The organism is Ectobacillus ponti, from assembly GCF_024294785.1.
In the GTDB taxonomy this organism is placed as follows: Bacteria; Bacillota; Bacilli; order Bacillales; family Bacillaceae_G; genus Ectobacillus; species Ectobacillus ponti.
The window spans coordinates 28,378-50,136 of record NZ_JANCLT010000006.1 but is presented as its reverse complement, the minus strand read 5'-3'; the positions used below and the strand labels follow the sequence as shown (position 1 = coordinate 50,136).

Annotated in this window: 16 protein-coding genes; all 16 read right to left on the bottom strand. The window is 48.6% G+C overall.

The annotated features are described in order from the left end of the window. Nucleotides 1-243: 243 nt before the first annotated feature. Complete coding sequence (locus NK662_RS12620) at nt 244-2,454, bottom strand: bifunctional 2',3'-cyclic-nucleotide 2'-phosphodiesterase/3'-nucleotidase (RefSeq protein ID WP_254759292.1); 2,211 nt, start codon at nt 2,452-2,454, stop codon at nt 244-246. Nucleotides 2,455-2,840: 386 nt separating this feature from the next. Further along, nucleotides 2,841-3,368, bottom strand: coding sequence for a YceI family protein (locus tag NK662_RS12615; protein WP_254759291.1), 528 nt, complete (start codon nt 3,366-3,368; stop codon nt 2,841-2,843). 207 nt (nt 3,369-3,575) lie between these two features. Further along, nucleotides 3,576-4,250 (bottom strand): NAD(P)H-dependent oxidoreductase, encoded by a 675-nt coding sequence (locus tag NK662_RS12610; protein WP_254759290.1) that lies wholly within the window; start codon nt 4,248-4,250, stop codon nt 3,576-3,578. A 170-nt stretch (nt 4,251-4,420) separates the two neighbouring features. Beyond that, complete coding sequence (rpiB, locus tag NK662_RS12605; RefSeq protein ID WP_254759289.1) at nt 4,421-4,900, bottom strand: ribose 5-phosphate isomerase B; 480 nt, start codon at nt 4,898-4,900, stop codon at nt 4,421-4,423. A gap of 1 nt (nt 4,901) precedes the next feature. Continuing rightward, complete coding sequence (locus NK662_RS12600) at nt 4,902-5,045, bottom strand: GapA-binding peptide SR1P (RefSeq protein WP_254759288.1); 144 nt, start codon at nt 5,043-5,045, stop codon at nt 4,902-4,904. Nucleotides 5,046-5,081: 36 nt separating this feature from the next. After that, the gene (gene pfkA / locus NK662_RS12595; RefSeq protein WP_254759287.1) at nt 5,082-6,035 is read right to left on the bottom strand and encodes a 6-phosphofructokinase; all 954 of its coding nucleotides are present in this window, start codon (nt 6,033-6,035) and stop codon (nt 5,082-5,084) included. A 103-nt stretch (nt 6,036-6,138) separates the two neighbouring features. Next, nucleotides 6,139-7,470 (bottom strand): MFS transporter, encoded by a 1,332-nt coding sequence (locus tag NK662_RS12590; protein WP_254759286.1) that lies wholly within the window; start codon nt 7,468-7,470, stop codon nt 6,139-6,141. Between the two features lie 442 nt (nt 7,471-7,912). Next, on the bottom strand, nt 7,913-8,578 hold the full coding sequence (locus NK662_RS12585; RefSeq protein ID WP_254759285.1) for a FadR/GntR family transcriptional regulator: 666 nt from the start codon (nt 8,576-8,578) through the stop codon (nt 7,913-7,915). Between the two features lie 172 nt (nt 8,579-8,750). Further along, entirely contained in the window at nt 8,751-9,509 is a 759-nt protein-coding gene (locus tag NK662_RS12580) for an SDR family NAD(P)-dependent oxidoreductase (protein ID WP_254759284.1), read from the bottom strand. A 24-nt stretch (nt 9,510-9,533) separates the two neighbouring features. Beyond that, the gene (locus tag NK662_RS12575; protein ID WP_254759283.1) at nt 9,534-10,481 is read right to left on the bottom strand and encodes a transketolase family protein; all 948 of its coding nucleotides are present in this window, start codon (nt 10,479-10,481) and stop codon (nt 9,534-9,536) included. Further along, nucleotides 10,481-11,314, bottom strand: coding sequence for a transketolase (locus NK662_RS12570; RefSeq protein WP_254759282.1), 834 nt, complete (start codon nt 11,312-11,314; stop codon nt 10,481-10,483). Before NK662_RS12570 ends, NK662_RS12575 begins: the two co-directional genes overlap by 1 nt. Before the next feature lie 310 nt (nt 11,315-11,624). Continuing rightward, nucleotides 11,625-12,608, bottom strand: a complete 984-nt coding sequence (locus tag NK662_RS12565; RefSeq protein WP_254759522.1) for an NAD(P)H-dependent flavin oxidoreductase — start codon at nt 12,606-12,608, stop codon at nt 11,625-11,627. Nucleotides 12,609-12,811: 203 nt separating this feature from the next. Then, nucleotides 12,812-14,947: an SEC-C metal-binding domain-containing protein gene (locus NK662_RS12560; protein WP_254759281.1), complete on the bottom strand. Its 2,136-nt coding sequence runs from the start codon at nt 14,945-14,947 to the stop codon at nt 12,812-12,814. 272 nt (nt 14,948-15,219) lie between these two features. Further along, nucleotides 15,220-16,506, bottom strand: coding sequence for a TIGR02679 family protein (locus NK662_RS12555; protein ID WP_254759280.1), 1,287 nt, complete (start codon nt 16,504-16,506; stop codon nt 15,220-15,222). Further along, nucleotides 16,499-20,608 carry a TIGR02680 family protein gene (locus NK662_RS12550; protein ID WP_254759279.1) on the bottom strand — a complete coding sequence of 1,370 codons (4,110 nt, stop codon included), beginning with the start codon at nt 20,606-20,608 and terminating at the stop codon, nt 16,499-16,501. The genes NK662_RS12555 and NK662_RS12550 overlap by 8 nt, the downstream gene beginning before the upstream one ends. Beyond that, nucleotides 20,601-21,758 carry a TIGR02678 family protein gene (locus NK662_RS12545; RefSeq protein ID WP_254759278.1) on the bottom strand — a complete coding sequence of 386 codons (1,158 nt, stop codon included), beginning with the start codon at nt 21,756-21,758 and terminating at the stop codon, nt 20,601-20,603. The genes NK662_RS12550 and NK662_RS12545 overlap by 8 nt, the downstream gene beginning before the upstream one ends. Nucleotide 21,759: the final 1 nt, after the last annotated feature.

Sequence of the window (21,759 nt, the reverse complement as noted above, 5' to 3'; positions counted from 1 at the left end):
ATCCAGGATAAATGCTCATTAAAACTATTCCATCCCTCCTGAACTTCTCTCCCCTCTCCCAAGCGGAATAAAAGAGGTGTATCCAAGGAAATGAATCCAAAGTTCTCCCCTTGAATTTGCGGCGACCCGGTGTTTTTCCGGCAAAGCATATAAAAAGGACGACCCGGAAGTCCGCTTGTGGGCAGTCTTTTGGGTCATCCTCCTTTTCACTTCTATCTTTTCGAGACTTGTCCTATATATCTATTAAGCTTTCTTGCGGCGGTACAGACCGGCAATGCCTGCACCCACTGCCGCAAGGCCCGCTGCCAGCATCGTGAAGATGTTGGTCGCTGTGTCAGGAAGCTCACCCGTTGTATTGGAACCGCCTGTGTTTGTTGCAGGTGTTGTACCCTGATTGCCGCCTGCACCCGTTTGAGAGCCGGGAGCTGTTGTGCCGGTTCCCGGAGCTGGTGTACCCTTGTCCGGAGCTGGTGTTTCAGTTCCAGGGTCTGGTGTATCATCGCCGGGAGCCGGTGTGCTTGGCGCCTCAAACTTCAGGGAGTATCTCGCAAATCCCGTGTTTACATCAGAAGCTCCCACATATTTAATGTCAGATTCGTCCGTCAAATACTTTTGGGCATTTGGCGAGGATTCAAAGGTAACATTCAAGGTTTTGCTGTCAATCGGCTTAAAGGACCAGTTGCCGTCCGCAGATGGATTCACTGTACCTACATTGCGGATATATTCCACAATGATTTGACGGTTCTCATCCGGAGCCCGCAGGATGATTTCACCCTTGCCTACGCCAGGGAATGACGGGTTGCTGCCGCGATAGTTGTTTGTCGCCACAACGAATTCTTGCGTGTCAGCCACCGGTTTGCCCTGGTATGTCAGGTTCACAATACGATTGGCTCCTTCGTTCACTACTTTTCCATCCTTATCAAACCTGGCCGGCTGTGTAACGTCAATTTGATATTGTACGCCATCCAGCACATCATAGTTGTAGGTTGGGAAGACTGTGTTAATTAATGCCTGCTCTTCTGTCTTGGCCGGGTCAATCTGATTGAACTGTCCTGCAGACATTTCCAGCCAGTCCTTCAATTGCGCACCGTTAATTTTCACTGCATACAGTGTATTCGGGAATACATACAGGTCAGCCACGTTCTTAATGGCCAGTGTGCCCGCCGGGATATCTGTATAATAGTCTACGCCATTACGGCCGCCTGCTTTAAATGGCGCGCCTGCTGACAGAACCGGCAGCCCTTCATATTTTGTCCCCTTCATCTTCTGCTCTGTATACCACTTTTGGGCATTCGTTACAATCTGAATGGACGGGTCGTCCTTCACAAGTGCGAAGTAGCTGTTGATTGGAGCAGTTGTTTTTCCAACCGGCTGATTGACATAAGCAATGGTTCCCTCATGCTCCGGCTTCACTGCATCGACCAGTGTTGGGTCAAGCTGCACTGCTGTAGTAGGAATTGGACGGACAGACGGAACAGAAGCCTGCTGATTCACAACCCACTTTCCGTTCTCCTGCTTGAGCTCCATATCAATAATACCGAGGTTGCTGCCGAACGCGCCCGGCATAACAACGGGTACACCGTTATAATTCTTCGCGATTACAGCATGGGAGTGGCCGGTCAGCACAGCATCAATACCTTGAACCTGTGTCAAGTAGAAGGATGCGTTTTCCATGCCAAGCAGATAACCTCTCTCATCCACACCGGAGTGTGCCAGGGCCACAATCACATCGGCTCCTTTTGCTTTCATTTCCGGAACAAGCTTATTGGCTGTTTCAATAATATCCTTCGCTTTTACCTTGCCTTCCAGGTTCGCTTTGTCCCAGTTCATAACTTGCGGCGGCACAAAGCCCAACACGCCGACTTTCAGGCTGTGCTTTTGCCCGTTTTGGTCTTCTACTTGCTTATCAATAATCTCATATGGCTTGAAATAATTTTGATCATTTGCATCATTATTATCGCCATCGTCCTTGTACACGTTAGAGTTAATAACAGGGAATTTCGCTGTCTCCAATGATTTTGCCAGGAAATCCAACCCATAGTTAAATTCATGGTTTCCCAGTGAAATCGCATCATATTGCAAAAGATTCATCAATCGGTACAGCGGGTGTGTTTCGCCAGTCTGAATGCCCTTTATCTTGGCCATATAGTCGCCAAGCGGATTGCCTTGCAACGCATCTCCATCATCAAACAGGACAGAGTTCTTCACTTCGCCGCGGGCAGCCTGAATCAATGTTGCAGTCTTAACCAAACCAACCTTTTCGTCTACCTTTGTTTGATAGTAGTCGTAGTTCATCAGGTTTTCGTGAATATCGGATGTCTCCAGAATACGCAGCTGTACAACAGGATCAGCCGCAGCTGTTCCTTCAGCAGTGGCCATTGCCGGCACCAGCTGAGGAACCGTTACCCCCAATGCAATTGCAGTTCCGAGCAGCACTTTCTTGTCTTTCTTCACCGGTAAATTCCCCCCTAAAAAAGTACACACAAAAAATTCCCTGTACGTAAGCTCCGCCGCAAGAAAAAACTTGCGTATAAGGGACCTGCCAACGCTTCCCCACGAAACGGCCTGCCATCTACAAACTTCCCCCTGCTTCCATTACCGGATAGCAGCCTGTTGGCCATATCACCTTAATTACATAAGATAGTTTTTATGTATGCGTCTTCAATTATAGAGATGGCATTCTTAACAGTCAACGCTATTGTTCTCAATAATAGACAAATTCCAACTTTTCTGGACATGATTCGCCGGCGGTTTCTACCCCGAACATAAAAAATATGTTGAATCCACACCTGTTTGCAGGATGGATTCAACATATTTTAATTCAAATCATATGATAAAGCTTACGCTTGCGGATTGACTTCCAGCTCTACTTTGATTTTAACGTCTTTGCCAACGAGTACGCCGCCTGTTTCCAAAGCTGCATTCCAAGTCAGGCCGAACTCTTCACGGTTGATTTTCGCTTCTGCTTCAAAGCCGTATACTTCCACGCCCCATGGGTTCGTGCCTTTGCCGCCAAATTCAACAGCGAATGTTACCGGCTTTGTTACATCCTTGATTGTCAGGTCGCCCGTCACTTCGTAATCGTCGCCGTCTCTTGTGATGCTTGTGGATTGGAACGTGATCGCTGGATATTGCTCTGCATCGAAGAAGTCTGCAGATTTCAAGTGTCCGTCACGGTCTGCACTGCTTGTGTTGATGCTTGCCACATCAAACTTGAAGGAGATGCTTGCTGTTGTCAGGTCTGTCAGGTCTGCCGCTTCTACGTCAGCAGTGTAAGAAGTGAATTGTCCTCTCACCTTGGATACCATCATATGCTTTACTTCAAAGCCAACGCTGGAGTGCGCTTGGTCAACTGTCCACTTTGCCATGTTAAAATTCCCCCAATATTTTTATTTTATTTTCAAAGCATACAGCCTCGAAAGTAATTATCTCGAAATTAATTATCTTTAATTCGAGATAAATGTACCATGTCATGAGGAGCACTGTCAACAAAAATAACTGCCTGTGCAGTATACCCGTCCATTTTTCAGCCACTAAAGAACAACCGCCTGCTGCACGCAGACGGTTATTGTCCTTTAGTTGATCCACTGCACAATCTGCTCCAGTGACTGTCTTGTTTTTGCGCGGGCCGGATCCTGTGCCCGGTAACCGAACGCCGCCATCACAGATAAGCCCCACTCCTTGCTGTCAAGCAAGCCTTCTTCCTCCAGAATAGCTTGTACCTTATCATAAGGGAAGCCTTCAATCGGGCAGGAGTCGATGCCAATCAGGGCGGCAGCTGTCATCATATTTCCTAACGCAATGTATGTCTGCTTGGATGCCCAGTCGAACAAAGCGCGTTCGCTTTCAAACAGCTTCTGGTCTGACTCCTGGAACTCCTTGTAGCGCGGCTCAATCATCTGAATGGTCTCTTCCGGCATCCCCTTCACGTTCCGCTGCAGGTCCAACACATACTCGGAGTCATAGCGGGCATTCTTTTTCGCAAGGATAATCATAAAATGGCTCGCTGTCGGCAATTGTCCCTGCGCCCCCCAGCATACCTCACGCAGCTTTTCGCGCAAGCTCTGGTTTTGCACAATCAGAAACTTCCATGGCTCAAAGCCGACAGAGCTTGGGGATAATCTTCCTGTTTCTAAAATAAAGTGAAAATCCTCATCGCTGATTTTCTTTGTTGGGTCAAACACCTTTGTTGCATGGCGGAATTCATAAGCGGCGAGAATTTCTTGTTTCTTGGTTGTGTTATTGCTCATGTTGTTTTCTCCTTTTCATTCAGTTCATATGATGTAGGATTTAAAAAATAGCATGATTTTATGTAGATGGCAATTCAAACGCCTTGTCCAAGAGAAGAGGTTCCCAAAGAAAAGCAAGGATGCGGCAGCCACAGTTTTGGCCGCCATACCCTTGCTTTTCTGGTATGTTACTATTTTTCATGCGGAATCATGAATGTATCAGTTAACCCCAGATTCCCCTCGTATTCCATAATTTTGCTCACGCGTTGCTCATGTCTGCCGCCTGCAAAAGGCGTTTCCAGCCATACCTTTACAATCTCACAGGCCAAACCCGGCCCGATGACACGCTCGCCCATCGCAAGCATATTTGTATTATTATGCTCTCGTGTTGCCTTAGCGCTGAATGTATCGTGCACCAGCGCGCAGCGGACACCTCTTACTTTATTGGCTGCGATACTCATGCCAATGCCCGTTCCGCAGATTAGGATACCACAATCGACTTCACCGCGCGCCACCTTTTCCGCCGCTGGAATCGCATAGTCCGGATAGTCAACGGAACCACTGCAGTCACAGCCAAGGTCCAAGTATGTAATATGTAATTCCTCCAGCAACGATATAATCTCTCTGCGGATTCCTACTCCGCCATGGTCAGATGCGATTACGACCTTCATCCTATCTCTCCCCTTCACTCATCCGCTTTTTCCCCGAACAGCCCGCACATACCCCATACCATGTTTTCACTGCCTCCGCGCCGTCGACCTCGGCAATCACCTCTTCACATGCCTGGCAAATAATAATCCCCTGCTTTACCTGCATTCCTCATCCTCCATTCTCTTCCCTTTAGAAATCTCCCTATAGGAGGGTAGCCAACAGCTGATATTGCTCTTGCTTATCCGCCGTTTCAGCATGAATATCCCGGAATGCCTTATGAATCAACTTATTCTCCTTCATTCCAACGGCCTGTCCTGAGACACCCTCTAACAGCAGTTCTACCGCCTTGACACCCATCCTGCCTGCAAGCACCCGGTCAAATGCCGATGGATTTCCCCCTCTTTGGATAAAGCCCAGTACGGTTGTTCTGACGCTTACATGCAACTCTTCTTCAATATATTGCTGCAGCTCTGGCAGACTGTACATTCTCTCGGTTACAATAATGAGATTGTCATGCTTTCCGGCAACGATTCTCTCCTGCAATTGTGAACAGATTTCAGCAAATCCAAGCTTCTGTTCAGGAGTGGATATAATCTCTCCTCCGCCGGCTAAAGCAGAATACAGGGCAACATCACCGCAGTACCTTCCCATAACCTCAATGATGGTTGTTTTGTCATGAGAAGAGTCTGTGTCTTTGATCCGTCCAATGCATTCCAGCACAGTATTCAGCGTTGTATCAAACCCGATGGAGTAATCTGTGTAGGCTAAGTCGTTGTCAATCGTTCCTGGAATGCCAATTACCTGTATACCGGATTCATGCAGCTTCTCTGCTCCTTTAAAGGAGCCTTCCCCGCCAATTACAACCAGACGATTGATTTCGAGGCGCTCCAGTGTACGCAATGCCTTGCTGCGTCCTGCCTCTTCCATAAACTCCAGAGAACGGGATGTCTTTAGGATTGTTCCACCTTTATCTGCAAAATCCGCTACATCAGCAAACTGCAACTGGCGGACATCTCCTTCCATTAAGCCTTGGTAACCGCGCTGAATCCCTGTCACATCTAATCCATGATGGTTCGCAGCTTTTACCGCAGCTCGAATGGCAGCATTCATACCCGGTGCATCTCCGCCGCTTGTTAAAATCCCCAGTCTACTCATACGCCTTACACCTCCCACTTCATGAAATGGTTTATCCTACGGAAGAGATTCCAGGTGCCTGATGAATACGGCCACTGGAATCTCCTTTTGGAACATATTATGTTCAGCTGGACTTTTGCAGCTTGTCCTCCGCTTGGCGATTGACTGCTTTACCAGACTGCTTCACCAAAAATACAATGATGAGGGAGCCAACAATCATACTAATGCCAAGGAAAATCATGCTTGCATTAAAGGAACCCGTTACATCCTTTATGTAGCCTACGATGTAAGGACCAAAGAATCCGCCCAAGTTACCGATACTGTTAATGAGTGCAATCGCTCCGCCCGCTGCCGCGCCTGTCAGGAAGGACGGCGGGATGGCCCAGAACGGGGAGTAGGCGCCAAATGCTCCGCACAATGCAATTGTTAGAAGTACAAATGCCAGAACGATGTTGGAGCTTGCTACGTAGGTGCTGGAGATCATGGCAATTGCACTTACTACCAGACATACCGCTACGTGCCAGCGTCTCTCATTCTTCTTATCAGAATGGTTTCCAACAAGGAACATGGTAACCATCGCACACACATACATGAGGCCCAATACCCAGCCCATATTCTGCATCGTAAGGGATGTCTTATCAGCCAAGCCCTTGGAAATTGTCGGAAGGAACATGTTGATTCCGTAATAGCCAATCAACCAACAGAAGTACCCGGCGGACAGAATGAGCACATCCCGGTCCTTCAAAGCTTGGAGGAAGGTATAATGCTTAACCTTTTGCTTCTCCAGGCTTTCTTTTGTTGTTACATCAATCAGCCACTTCTTCTCGTCACTGTTCAGCCACTTTGCATCTTCAATCGTATCATCAAGATAGAAATAACAGATAACGCCCAGGACAAGAGCAGGCACTGCTTCAATCACGAACAACCATTGCCATCCGGCCAATCCCATCCAGTTGATTCCCAACAGGAAGGTAGAGAGCGGAGAACCCAAAGCGTTGGCACCCGGGATTGCCAGCATAAAGCCGGCGATTGCTTTTGCGTGATGCTTGGATTGATAGAATCCGCTCAGGTAATGAACCATACATGGATAGAAGCTCGCTTCAGCCATACCCAACAAGAATCGTGCTGTATAAAACTGGCCGGGTGTTTTAACAAATGCCATAAAAATTGCGATGGCTGCCCATGTAACCATGATTCGGCTGATCCACTTTCTTGCGCCAATCTTGGTCATGATAGCGCTTCCCGGCACCTCCAGCAGGAAATAGCCAAGGAAGAAAATACCTGCTCCAAAGCCGAAAACAGCATTAGAGAAACCCAAATCTTTATTCATTTGTAAAGCGGCAAAGCCGATGTTTACTCTGTCTAGGATTGCGATAATAAAACATAAAAATAAGAACGGAATAAGTCTCATAGTAACTTTTCTCGTAGCGGATTGCTCCAATGCCAGTTGATCCAAAATAACTCCTCCTTAGACCTTTATATCTTTCTTCCTTTAGACCTTGCAACTGCTTTCATATCTCTGCATGGCATGTGACATATAGAGAATTTATTGAAAACCCTTACAGTAATTTAAACACCTTTCCCCCCTGAAAGTAATGCGTATCTCCCTCCCGCCTAAACTTGACTACTTGTCTACTAAGTTACCTTATGTATTCAGTATATATTTGTTAATATTGCTTGTCAATGCAGTTCGTTTTAATAATTCTAAATATTTATACTGGGTTAAGCGTATATAACAGGGGTTCACAAAAGAGCTTCAGCCTTTCTATCTTAAGAAGCTCCCTTCTTGAAAATAAAAAAAATTCCCCTCTCTCTTTAGACGGGGAAATACAATGAATAAAGCAATATTCAGTATACTATTTCATCTATCTTGAGATATCAAAGCTGCTTGTTCTCATTTAATCCTTCCAGTACCGGTCATACAGATTCTGCATGTGTTTGGTCATAATATCGACAGCTTCCTTCTCATTGTGCCTTTCAATAGCTGCAATCAGCAATTGATGCTCCCGGAAATTAACTTCCCGATAGTCCGGTCTTGTAACCGTCCGATCCCGGATAAACTTCCACATTTCCTGCTGCTTCATCGCGTTGGCGATTGCCGCCATGATGCTTACAAACAGTTCATTATGAGAAGCCTTGGCTATGCCATAGTGCAGCCTTTCGTCCGTTTCCGGCACATAGACGCCGGCACTTGTTTCTTCTTCCATCTGCTTAATGGTTGCGCGGAGCTCCTCTATATCCTCGTCAGTAGCTCTCTGTGCCGCAAACCTCACGATTAAGGGCTCAATATTCATTCTGGCTTCTACAATCTCTTCTGGAGACACAGAGTGGGAGAAAATGGATGCTTGGGGATCATTTACTGCTACTCGATTGCTTTTTACGTATATTCCTTCGCCTTGGCGGGAGTAAATAATACCGTTCAGCTCCAGCGCGCTCAACGCCTGCCGAATTGGCGCCCGGCTTACGCCAAACTGTTCGCACAGCTCCCGCTCAGCCGGAAGCTTGTCGCCAATTTGAAAGGTGCCTGACTGGATTTCTGAAAGAATCTGATTATAAATTTGCATATACAACTTTTTGCTGGAAACCGGATTGAAACTAATAATAACCACTTCTCTCTATATTGTGTTCGCTATATCTGATGTAATTATAAAGAAAATTACCAGTAAGGGCAATATGATTGCAGGTCCGCCATACAGCAGACACAGGCATACTGGAATAGTATGCCTGTGGGGGACATTAGTCCATATGGGAACCACCGTTAATATCGATTTCTTCCCCTGTGATGTAGGATGCTTCTTCGGAAGCCAAGAAGGCAATGGCCGCCGTAATTTCCTTTGTTTCCCCAGGACGCCCCATAGGAATTCCCGCAATGACACTTTGTGCCTGCTCCTCAGGAAGCGACTTCCAGATATCTGTATTGACAAGACCTGGCGCAACACTGTTTACCGTGATGCCATCAAGGGCAACCTCACGGGCAAGGTTTTTGGCAAAGCCTAGTACAGCTGCTTTGGAGGCAGAGTAATGAGGTCCCCCAAACACGCCTCCGCCACGCTTGGCTGAAACAGAGGAGAGATTGATGATTCTGCCGTACTTTTGCTCCTTCATTGGCTGCAAAACAGCCTGCGTGCACAGGAACAGTCCAAACATGTTCACATTGAACACCCTTGTAATATCCTCCAATGACATGTCGGCAACTGTTACTTTCTGTGAGATGCCGGCGTTGTTGACAAGAATATCAATTCTTCCATATGCCTGCAGGACCTTCTCAACCATTGCCTCATTGGACTCTTTGCTTGTAACATTCAACTCTACACCCAAAGCTTCGCCGCCAGCTTCCTGAATTGCATTCACTGTATCCTGAATGCCCTCTATATTCAAGTCAGCAACAACAACCTTTGCGCCCTGCTCTGCCAGTGTCAGTGCAATGGTGCGTCCAATTCCTCTTATAGAGCCGCTGCCAGTGACAATGGCTACTCTGCCGTCTAATCTAAACATGCGATGTCGTCTCCCCTGCTTCTATTATTTTAATAGATCCTTTGCGGTTGCTACGATATTTTCAATAGTGATGCCATTCAGCTCCAATAGCTTTTCGTACGGTGCCGACTGGCCGAATTGATCCTGTACACCAATTCTTCTCACAACGCCTTTTCCTTCCTCCGCCACTACTTCACATACAGCGCTGCCGAGGCCGTTCAGAATATTGTGGTCTTCAACCGTGATGATCTTCCCAACATGCAGGCATTCCACTACAGCTTCCCGGTCTAAAGGTTTAATAGTATGCATATCCAGCAGCTTCACAGAAACTCCTGCTGCCTCCAGCTGTTTGGCTGCTTCCAGTGCCAGATACACAGTATCCCCATTTGCAATGATGGCAATATCTGTGCCCTCTTTCACCTTTTTCGCTTTACCGATGATAAACTCCTCATGTTCATCATAAATCATTGGAACGGTATCTCTCGTAAAGCGCAGGTATACCGGGCCGTACATTTCTGCCGCCTGCTTTACCAGCTTTCTGGTAGAGTAATAGTCCGCTCCCATAATGACTGTCATGTTCGGAATGGTTCTGAGTACACCCATATCTTCAATGCTCTGATGGCTCGCCCCATCATTGGCCGGAGTCAATCCCCCGTGCGAGCAGGCAATTTTCACATTCAAATTCGGATAACAGACTTCCTGTCTGATTTGCTCTGCCATCCGCAGAGAACCAAATACAGCGTAAGTGCTTACAAAAGGAATTTTGCCTGTTGTCGCCAAGCCTGCTGCCAGGCCGGCTGCATTTTGCTCAGCAATCCCCACGTTCACATGCTGATTCGGAAACTGTTGGGAAAATGCTGTTGTTTTGCATGATTTGCCGATATCAATATCCACTACATAGATGTTTTTGTTCTCTCTGCCAAGCTCAACAATTTCATCGCCAAAAGCTTCCCGTGTTGCTTTTTTCGTTAAAACGCTTCCTGCTGTACTCATTATCGCAGCCCCCCAGAAATCTCTTCCAATGCTTGAAGATACTCTTGTTGGTTAGGCGCCACGCCATGCCAGTTCACTACATCCTCCATGAAAGAAACTCCCTTGCCCTTCACCGTATTGCACACAATGCATTTTGGCTTTCCGTTTCTTGCTTCACGGGCGTAGTCCAGGGCTTCCACAATTTCTTCCATAGAATGGCCGTCAATTCGCTTTGTATCGAAACCAAAGGCGGCAAACTTCTTTTCCAAATCAAGGTTTGGCATAACTTCTTCTGTCGTGCCGTCAATTTGCAGACCATTGTCGTCCACAAACACAATGAGATTGTCCAACTGGTACTTCACTGCGCTTTGCGCAGCTTCCCAAATTTGGCCCTCTTGGCATTCGCCGTCTCCAACCATTGCGAAGACACGGTACTCTTTCTCATCCCGCTTGCCCCCCAGCGCCATGCCCACTGCACAGGAAAGTCCCTGACCGAGAGAACCAGTGGAAATATCAATTCCAGGGCATCTTTTCATATCGGGATGCCCTTGGAACGGCGAACCGTATTGTCTCAGTGTATAAATGGTATCGTACGGTACATAGCCGCGCAGAGCCAATGCGGCATACTGGATTGGACATACATGCCCTTTTGATAAAACAAAACGGTCGCGGTCCTCCCACTGCGGATACTCTGGATCAATATTCATTTCGTTGAAATAAAGAGCCGATACTACATCAGCTGCAGATAAAGATCCGCCTGGATGCCCGGACTGCGCTTCATAGATCATCGTAATGGCTGCTTTTCTAAGCTCAATTGCTTTTTGCTTCAGGTTTTCAATACTGACGGCGTTCATGCCATTCACCTCACTGAATTATGACTTGCTGCTCTTGCCTGAGAATCACGCATCATCTCGTTGTCTACTTGTCTACTAAGTTACCTTATGAGTTCAGTATAGCACTGTTGTAAATTTTGTCAACTCAGATTTTGTTTGTTTTGGCCCGGAGACGTAAAAGCAAGACAGGCATATTTGTGAATTTCTCAAACACTCTCCTGTGTACCAGCTTGAACAAATAAAAAGGAGCTCTACGCCAGACTGGCATAGAGCTCCTGCTCCAGTTATTTTTTCTCTCGCTAACTTGATATCTACGGAATTCCCCATTCAATTAACACGTTAGCGCGCCGGGGGACTGCTCCCATACTTCACGAAACTCATCCATGATGGAGTTCATAATGGTTTTTACCGGGAGAATTTCCTTTATTTCATGAACACGGGCGCCGGCGAAGACGAGACCATTTTCACAATCCCCATTCATCGAGGTGACTAAAGAATCCAATGTACAGAAGCGGTACGAGCAATTCTTCAAACAATCCTGGCATTTCCTAATTTTGACCTTTCTTTCTTGGTCGGCGATGAGTTCACTGAAGGCATTTTTAATGGCACGGCCCTGCAACCCTACTGTAGTTTTGACGAGCATTGTATCTTCTTCTTTTGCCTGAACGTACTTCTCCTTGAACGATAATGGGGCATCGCATTCTTCGCTTGCGACAAATCTTGTTCCCATTTGCACACCAGCTGCCCCCATTTCAATTGCACGGGCCAGATCCTTGCCATTCATAATTCCACCAGCAGCAAGAACAGGAATACCCACGGCTTCAACTACTTCCGGTAAAATATCAAACAATGGACGGTCGGTACCGAGATGGCCGCCCGCTTCATGACCTTCCACCACAACAGCCGCTGCCCCAAGCCGCTCGGACAATCTGGCCAATTTTGCAGAAGAGACGATGGAGATAACAGGAATAGAGGCTGCTTTCCTCCATGCATACATATCTCTGGAGATTCCTGCTCCTGAGATGATGAAGTCCACCTTTTCCTCAATGGCTGCTTTCATCTTCTGGGCAAAATCATTCATGGCAAACAACACATTTACGCCGATATAGCCTTCTCCTTGCATAGACTCTCTTGCCTTTCGAATATGTAACCGCAATTCATCTATAGAGATGCCAGTCCCCGAGATGATTCCAATTCCCCCTGCATTCGCAACTGCAGAAGCCAGCCCGCTAAGAGAAATTCCAACTCCCATCCCGCCTTGCATAATGGGAACCTTTGGCATCATATGCCCGATTTTCAACTGAGGAACCTTCATTCTGAACAACCCCATTCCTTCATATTTACCCTTCCATCCTACCAAAATCCCCTCCGAAAACTAGTGATATACGTAACACATACTATCAATAGCTCATCATAATTTTGATCAGGGCTGCCTGCGCTGATAACAAGCCCACAATTAAAAAAGTCCTGCTTATGCAAAGTCCCGTCAGCTGTTCCAATGTCCAAAACAATCCGCTCTTACACGACATGGCTTGCTGGAAACACACGTTCCATTGCTGCAATTTTCCATTGCATCTTATCAGCTGGTTTTAAAATAAACGCTGAAAAGCACATGTTCTTTTCCAAAAGCTTTCTTGCTGGTATCGGAATGGCCACCTCATATACTTGATGCTGCTGAGTATGCTCTACTATCATACCTGTTCCTGTAAGCTTATCAACCCGAAATAAGCCTTCTATTACTCCTTCATGCCGTTCCCCAATATGGGGCAGCATCGCTAAGCCCGTTTGCAGGAGGGACGGCATATACCTCCTTTGGTCAGCTGGTGTGTAATAATCCCAAAGGGCAATTGCCCGCCGCAACTTGGGCTCTGTTTCTTGTATAAGCGTTATCACTGCCGGGGCAGTCTTAGTCCCACATTGCCGATCCAGCCATTTCACCAGCGCCCTTAGGACAGCCAATACGGCTTTGAGCTGGTTCAGACTCACATCGTCTCTCGTTTCAAAATAATAGACAGACAAAAACCTCTCCCAATGATACACCGTTACCTCCTCCCAGGAAGATGCCTGCAAGGTTGTGAGATAGTCCGCCAGAATGGTAAGCCCGGTTCGATATTTATAATAGGTTCCCTCTGATTTACCGGATATCTTTTGTTTAAAAAACTCAATTACATCATTCACGAAAAAGGATTGCATGGCCTCTGCTGTGAGCTGCAAACCCTCATAGAACATGAAATCCTCCTCTTCTATAAGAGGTGCCTGTACAAAGGGATTGACTGCCGGATCCAGCTTTGTCTCCCTCTTCTCCCGCAAAGTAACAAATGGAGAAAGAGGCAGCCCCAGCTGTTTTCGAACCGTATTATAGTCGGCGGTAACCGCAGAGACAGCATCACGCAGCCGATAGCTACTAAATTCTCTTTGGCGCAGCCATGTCTCCACCTGCTCGCGATAGCCCTGAACCACAGCCTCCTCCAGCGAAAGATTTTGCATAGCCGGCAGTCGAAGACTCTTGTCATACAGGGATGCCGTTTCCTGTGCAATGAGAGCCGTTTCCGATGAAAGTGCCTCCTCAGACCGGATGCTGTATGTTTGCTGAATAACACCCTCCGGAACGCGATGTGTACGGGTCTCCTCATGTGAAAAATGAAGAGTGGCGTGCAACGATTCTGCCTTCTGTATGAAGGATTGGATATGAACTGCATTTGCAGACGTAAACTTCATCACTCCGGACATCACATGAATGGTGCCGTACACAGGTGCCATATATAGCACAGCCGGCAGCGCATTATCCGTATAGCAGGTCCAATCACCGACAAAGCTGATTTCCGCTTCCTTCTGTGATAGGTGGTCAAATGAGAATGCGGAATCCTTCATAAGCTCTTGGAATACCTGGTCAGTCTGAGGAACCTCGTAATATAATGTCTTCTCCTCTAAATCCATCATCCTGCGATTTTCCGCGCCATGGACAGGCTTTCTCATTACCCGCAGCAGCTCCAAGTAATATGTAAATATAACCTGTTCGTAAGGCTGCTTTGTTTCTTCCAATACTTCCTGTAAACGTACAGTTCCTTTCTCCAGCTCTTGCGGCCCGACAATCAAGGCCATTCCATGGATATAATAGCCGCTGCCCATCTCCTCCAACAAACAGAGAGCTCCGCCCCAAGGAATCGGGTCTGGCATTGTTGGCGCATATGGCATCCACAGTCGCTCCTTTGTCACAGCATCCTCCACAATGACACCCTGTTCATCATAATCGATCATTTGTATAAAGCGCGGTATAAGCCCCTTCCAGATTTGCAGCATAGATTGAAGCTCCTGACTCAGCCGATGACCTTGCTTGTCGGAGAACCACTCCACACCGCGTAAGCCATTAGAGAAACGGTGCAAAAATGTGAGCCAGAATTGAAACATGCCCTCCTCGCCAAATGAATCTCTGCCGCTTCTTCTCTTATACTCTTTTTGCAGCTGCAGCATGTCCTGATAGGACAATTGCCCTGAGATAAACTCCCACGTCCGGAGGGTAAGCTCATGCTTGATTCGAAAAAAATGATCCTGTCTGGCTTGTCCCGCCTCCTGTTCATTTTTCCGCTTCATACAGCATTTCTTATACTTTTTGCCGCTGCCGCATGGGCAGGCATCATTCCGATTGATGGACATATCTATCACTCCTCTTTTTCTACTAATATTTTGGACAAACAAAAGCAAATTCAACAGAGGAAATGGACTATGTTCCAACAAAAATCCCTGCGCACACCGTACGCAGAGCCTCCCATCAACTGTTCTTCTCCGTTGATTCATCTATTTTGTCCTAACAAAACTTCCTCATTGCAGATTCCCTTGCTGTCGTTCAAAACACCTTTCCGCCAATACCGTAAATCCCTCGATCACAGAAGAGAAAAGCCCTGTATGCGCGGCATACAGGGCTCTTCCTATATTCTACAGCTTCTCTTTATATCTTCACAGAGACGGGCAGTAAGTCCCTCTTGATAACCGGCCACCTTCTTTTCTCTCATAAGACTTACTACCTCTTGGAGTTCCGCCGCATACATTGCCTCCAGCTTGGAGATTCTCCCGGATATATCTTCCTCTGACAAAGCCGCTTCATAAGACTTTGCATCCATTTGCCAGAAGGCTACCTGTTCCCCATAGCGTTCCTTCAAGCGCTGCGCCATCACAAGTCCTTCCGGGTCAAAATCACCGGAGTAGTACAGCGAACATCCTGACTGGACAAGGAAATCCAACATAACCCAGCTTGCCATCCGGAACTGGCCATGGGTGCATAGAATGGGGGCATCCGGCACTTCATCGACAATGGTAGAATACACGCTGGAGTTTTCCACAATCCAGACTGTGCTGCCTCGTGCAGGCCTGATTCTTTCCAGCTTCACAAGCTCCTTCATCGGGATGTTCAAGACTGTATTTGTTTTTACGGCAGCTTCCCAGACTGGATGAATACCATGTTCATTTTCTGCCAAAAATCCCCGGCACGAAAGAAAGCTCCATAAATCATCCTTCATAATTCCGTACAAGCCCAGCAGTTCATGAATTTCTTCTGCTGTTCTCGGCATACGGGCCAGCTGCGTTCCCTTATGCTGTTGGTCTATGTACAGGGAGTGAAGAAGCAGCTTTCCAGCCGTTGTACCGCTATCAAAAAAATGTGGATTGCCTGTCGTTCTTTGCGCAAACAAAGGCAGCTTTTCATACTTGCCTGCATCGGGGAGCTTTGTGAATGCTTCACAACAAGCAGTCAGATGATCGAACAAGGCTGCTGCATCTTCCCGATACAGCGACCAAATCCAACGGACATCTACTCCTTTTGCCCGGATTCTGTCCCACCACCATGCCCCGCTTGGATATGCGTCGTACAGCCGTTGCAGAAATGCCTCTTCTTCCTCCTGCAACAGCCTCTCCTGCTCACTTTTTGTCAGGATGGGCTCTCCTGTGGTGGCCTCCAGAAGCTGAAGAAGCGAAAAATCCGAAAAGGAGGTGTGCTGCAGCGCTTTCTCAAACTCAGAAAGGGACACCTTTCCCTTTTGGCGCAACATATCTGCTGATTGTGCCAAAAACCCGGCAATTGCTTCAATCTCTGAATCGGTAAAAGAACGGAGACTGACCGTTCCCCCCATTTTGCCGAGGGAACGGTATTTTTCCTTAAAGAGCAGAAATAGCTTCATAAAGCCCGGTTCATCACGGAACACCCGCAGTCTGTCATTCATGGGCAGCCAGCTCCTCCATTTGCGCCATGTCCGCCACAAAGCCCCGCCGTTTCCCGTTCCAATAGTACGGGATGACGGTGACAAAGTCGGCATTCTTCGGCCGGACCAATTCATAAATGGCCAAGCTGGAAATGGTATCGTAATCGCCCCATAACGCCTGTGAGTTCATCATATAGTCAAATTGCAGCTCCTCCACGACCTCAAACATATCCCGGATGTTGTTTTCATCTACTCCTGCAAAGGCCTCATCCAAGGTGATGATGTACGGCGCCATATCTGCCGCTTCCTGATAACGGGAATAGGCCGCCGTGAACAATGGAATATACATCGCCATCGCCTTCTCCCCGCCGCTGAACTTGAAGAAGGCATTGTTGGTCAACTCCCGCTTCGGTTCGTTCACCCGCTTGTAGGATAAAACAAAGGAGAACCATTTGCGGTAGTCCAGCACTTCCTTCAACACTTGATGCAGCGTGGTCCCTTCATTGCGCAGCTGAATGAATTCCTTTGCCTTGGTAATTCTCGACTGAAAGTGCTTGGTAATGCGGTTTAAGTCCTCCTCCTGCAGGAATTTGCTGTTGCGCTGCAAAAGCTGTACAAGCTCTTTTGTGTCGAGTTCCTGCTCCGCCTCAGCGGTCCGCGGCTTCCATGCAATCGAGAAGGTCAGCCCGGACGAGCTGTTCCGGCTCGCCATAATTTTGTCCATATCCCGCACCCACTTTTCAGCACGCTGAATCCGGCGGCGCAGGATGACCCCGACCGTATTGACCATGATATCCTCATACAACTGCCGGTCCTGCTCATCAAACCAGCTTTTCTGCTCCTCCAGCTCCTGCTGCAGCGATTTCGCCACAAGGTAAGGCGTGACACGCTGTCCCTTGTATTCCATTTGAATGAGTCTGCGGCTTCTGAACTGCTTCCATTCGCTGATAAAAGGCCGCAATGCCTCATCCCATTCCTGCGAAAACCAATCCGGCTGCTCGAAGTCTTCCGAGTGTTCAAACATCCGATACTCCGTCAAGGAAGGCTGCTCTTGTAAGAAGGTCTTGGTCAGCTGCTCCTGCAGCTTGGAGCGGTCATGTTTTGTAAGCATGCCGCCAAACTGGGCAGTGACCATATCAGGATTCAGCTCCCCCACTGCAACGAACCCGCGCGCCGCCTCCCGCTGCACCATCTGCTCCCACTGTCCGGCCATATTCCGCCAAAAGGAAACCTGCGTCTCCAAGCTCTCCAGCTTTTCCTGACATGTCCGATGATCTGCTTTCTTTTGCGGCAGCTCTCCGGTAATCTCATCAATTCTGGAGGCAGCCTGCTGCAGTCTATTCTGCACCTCCCGAATTTGCAGCCGGATTTCCTCAACGCCTTTTAGCTTCAGCTGCTGCTCGATCGCGGCAAGATTGCCCTTCTCCTTTTCCAGCTCAGCTTCTCTGCTGTTTTGCTCGCCCTTCATTTCGTCCAGCTCTTCTTCCAGCTCCCGGGTGCCTTCCCGCAGCTGTTGAATTCTCTCTCGCACATGTACATATGCCTGGACCGTCCGCTGCAGCTCATGCAACTCATCCTGATATTCTCTCATGGCTTCAGCAGCTTGCCCGAGCACTTCCGCTGTCAATTCCAAGCCCAGGCTGCTCCCTTGCTGATGAATGTCCAACTGCAGCTTCTGCAGCTGTTCATATATCCTCTTCCACTGTTCTTCCAGCTTCGCTAAATCAGCCTCCCGCTGCGTCAGCCTGTCCTTTGTTTGCACTATCTCCCTGTCTATGCTCAGCAAATCCTTATCGCCTGGGATGGCTTTACGCCACTCTGCCGTCTGTTCCAGCTCTTTCTGACAAGCTTCTGCCTGCTGCTGCAGAAGAAGCTTGTCTGCTTGCAGCCGTTCCATCCGCGCCTCACATTCTTGTATCATCTCAAGCTGGTGCCGCTTGCGGGAAGAGCGGCCGATATATTTTGCCGCGCCTTCCTCCGGTGCATGTCCAACCATGCATCCAATCGCATATGTTCCATCTGCATCAATCCGGAAGCTCCTCCCATCCTGGTCCACAGGAACACTGCGCAGCACTTCATCCACAAGCGCTGCCGGGATTGTACTATTTTCATCTACGTCCGGCTCCAAATAATCCGCTAATGTATAGCCAAATGCGACTGGATCCGGCTGGATGAGACGGTCATGCAGCGGCACCAGGGGGTGGTCCACAAGCAAACTGTCCAGAATCCCGACTTGCTTCAGCACTGCCTCCAATCGGTTTCGCTGCTCTTCCTTCACATGAGCACGGAATTCGACAGCGGCATAAAATGGCAGATAAGCTCGGCCCTTCTCCATCAGCTGCCGGCGGGAGACTTCGGTTGCCGCTGCCCGCTCCGGGTTCGACAGCTTCAGTGTTTTCCAATGCTGCAGCTCCTCCCCGGCCGCCTGCAGCTCCTGCTTTTTCCCCTGTATCCGGCCGTTTATCCCCTGCAGCTCGGCCTCTACACGCAGTACGTAATCTTGAATCGCTCCAACGAGAATGTCCCGCACCTCTTCATATGAGTTTTCCTCATACAATCCTTCTAGAGAACGGGCGATATGCTGGAGCTGCGTGCTGGAAAAGGAAAGAGAAGGATGCTGCTTGATCCAAGCGAACACCTGCTGCTCCAGCTGCTGCCGCTGCTCTGTAAACCAGCCATCCAGATGCTGCAGCTCCTGCTTCAGCTTATCCACCTCTCCCTTCTTTCCAGATACATCAGCTTGCACTCTGCTATACTCCGCCTGTGCCCGCCCCCGCTGCTCAATCAGCTGCCTCAGGACAGCCAGCCGCTGCTCATGCTCCCTCGCTTCCTTCTGCCACACCGAGAAATGGAAAACTTGCTTTCCTTGGCGGGTGAAATCGGCCAAATTCACCTCATGCTGGGAAAAGTCAGCTTCCTCCGCCCTGTAAGCAAGCTCGTCAAGCAGCTCCTCCTGCTTCCGCTCGGCCTCTGTCAGCTGCTCCTCCGCCTTCTGCTGCTTTTGCAGGGCCTCCTTATACTGCCCATGCTTTTTATCCCATTTGCTTTGGATGGATTGGACCTGCCTTGCCAGCTCCTGAAGGCGTTCCTCCTTCTTCTTCCGCTCTCCTTCTAAATCCCATACCTCGTGCTTTTGTAATCGTTCCTTCTGCTCCTCAGCCAGCACTTTCTCCGCCAAGCAGCTTTGCTTTTCGATTTCCAGCCGGGCAATGGCGGCAGCCAGTTCCCGCTCTTGCTGCTGCCGCCTGCCCGCCTGCTCCACTGCTGCATTGTATTTCTCAATTGCCTTTTGCCAGCCATCAGCACGTTCAGCCAGCACATACTGGTTGTACGCGTCATACTGCTTGACCAGCCTTTGAATGGAGCTATACTCACGCTCCAATTGCTCCATCTGCTGCTGCGTCTGATCCAAGCTTTCAATCGTGTCCGATAAATGCCGCAGTTCATCGTCAGTTAAGGGCGGCAGCGCGGACTCCAAAATTTCATAAATAACGGTCGGCTTGAAGTCCTTGGAAAGCTTGGGGCTCCGCAGCTGAATCAACAGCTTGATGAGATCCTCATATGCTTCCGAAGACGAGAAGCCAAACACGTACTTGTTCACCAGCTCCATATATTCCTGCTGTGAGTCCACAACATAGCCGCCGGCGCCGATCCGGTTCTCCAATTCCTTTTGGGACAGCGGAACACGGTCTCCCAAATGCTCCTGCGTCAGCTGCAGCTCCCCGCCAATCCGGCGATTATCCGTCACGACAAAGTACCAGGACTTGATTCCCTTGTTCCGCCGCGCCTGCATGCCGATGCCTGTCGTTATATACCGGTCCATGCCTTTTTGCTTATATTCCAGAAATAAGTAGCCCGTCCGCTCATCCCGGTCCACCACCTCTTTCTCGCCAAGCAAATAGTCCTCCATTTTACGGGCCTTGGAGCCAAAAGGGTCCAGCCGGTCTGCCGATTTCTTTCCATCCAAGAGCACCGGCAAAAAGCTCTGCATCGTAACAGATTTCCCCGAGCCGTTTGTTCCTCGCAGCAGCAGCTTTCCATCGGAAAACTGAAATGTTTCTTCGGTATAGTACCAGAAATTCACGAGCCCTGCCCGATTCATCACCCATTTGCCATTACTCATTTGCTGTCCCCTCCTGAAAATCCTTTGGATACTGGCCGGCCAGCACGCCCGCAAGCGGCCGGATACGAATGAATGCCTCATCGGCTTCTGCCATCATCCAGTATTTCATCTCCCCCAGCATATCTGCACAAACGGCAGACACGCTCTTCTCCCGGAATGCCTTGGACCAGCCCTGCTGAAATTGCTGGCGAAGCTCTTCCACCATTCGTTCGAACTCGCTTTTCGTCAGCAGCACCTGTCCCGACTCATTCGGCTGAAACCGCTCCGGCTGCTGATGCATATACCAGGAAAGCTGCAAAATCAAATCTGATACTGCCTGGTTGGTCGGAAACACCTTATGGTATTGCCGCGGTTCAGCCGTAGACAGGAAAGCCGTATTTTTGTAGATATGGAGTGTATAGTCGCTATGCTCCTCAATATCTTCAGATAACCGGTTCCGGAAATTGCGGATATAGTGAAAATCCAAGTCCTGCTGCTCCCCGCGCTGCAGCCCCGGTGAGAAAAACAGCTTGCGGTACACCCGCTTGCGGCGCTCATCCTCTTGATTCATCTTCCAATCACTTTCCAGCAGCTCTTCCCAATGCCGGTAGGCGGAAAAGTCATCCGGGTAGGTTCTCATGAAATATCGGCTGTATACCGTTGCTTCGTACAGCACCTCCTGCTCCTCATTATGGTCAAACCGGGCGATATCGCCATCAACCACCCGGATAAGCTGAAAATCCAGCAAAACCTTCATGACGCGGATCAGCGACTTTCGATGCGTATACAGCGTCCAATCAAGCGGAAGCTCTCCCGGATAATCTCCCTGCAAATCCTGGCACAGCTCAGAAAGCAAGAACTGCTCCTCCACCGCTTTCCCTTCCAAAAAGGACAAGGCGCAGCAGAAAATAGCATAGTCCATCTGCTCCTGAAAATCTTGAATTCCCATCCAGCCCTCCGGCTCGACCGGAATTTTCTCCAGCTTAATAAAATACTGATGCACAATGAGGCGCAGGCCAAACTTATCACTGATATACCTGCGCAGCACCTTCTCCCGTTCACGGATGAGCTGATACCATTCCGGCTGCTTTGCTCTTAGAATCCAATAGTGATGCAGCAACAGCTCCAAGCCCTGCTTTGCTTTTTCATCAAACAACTGCCCTGCTTCCAAC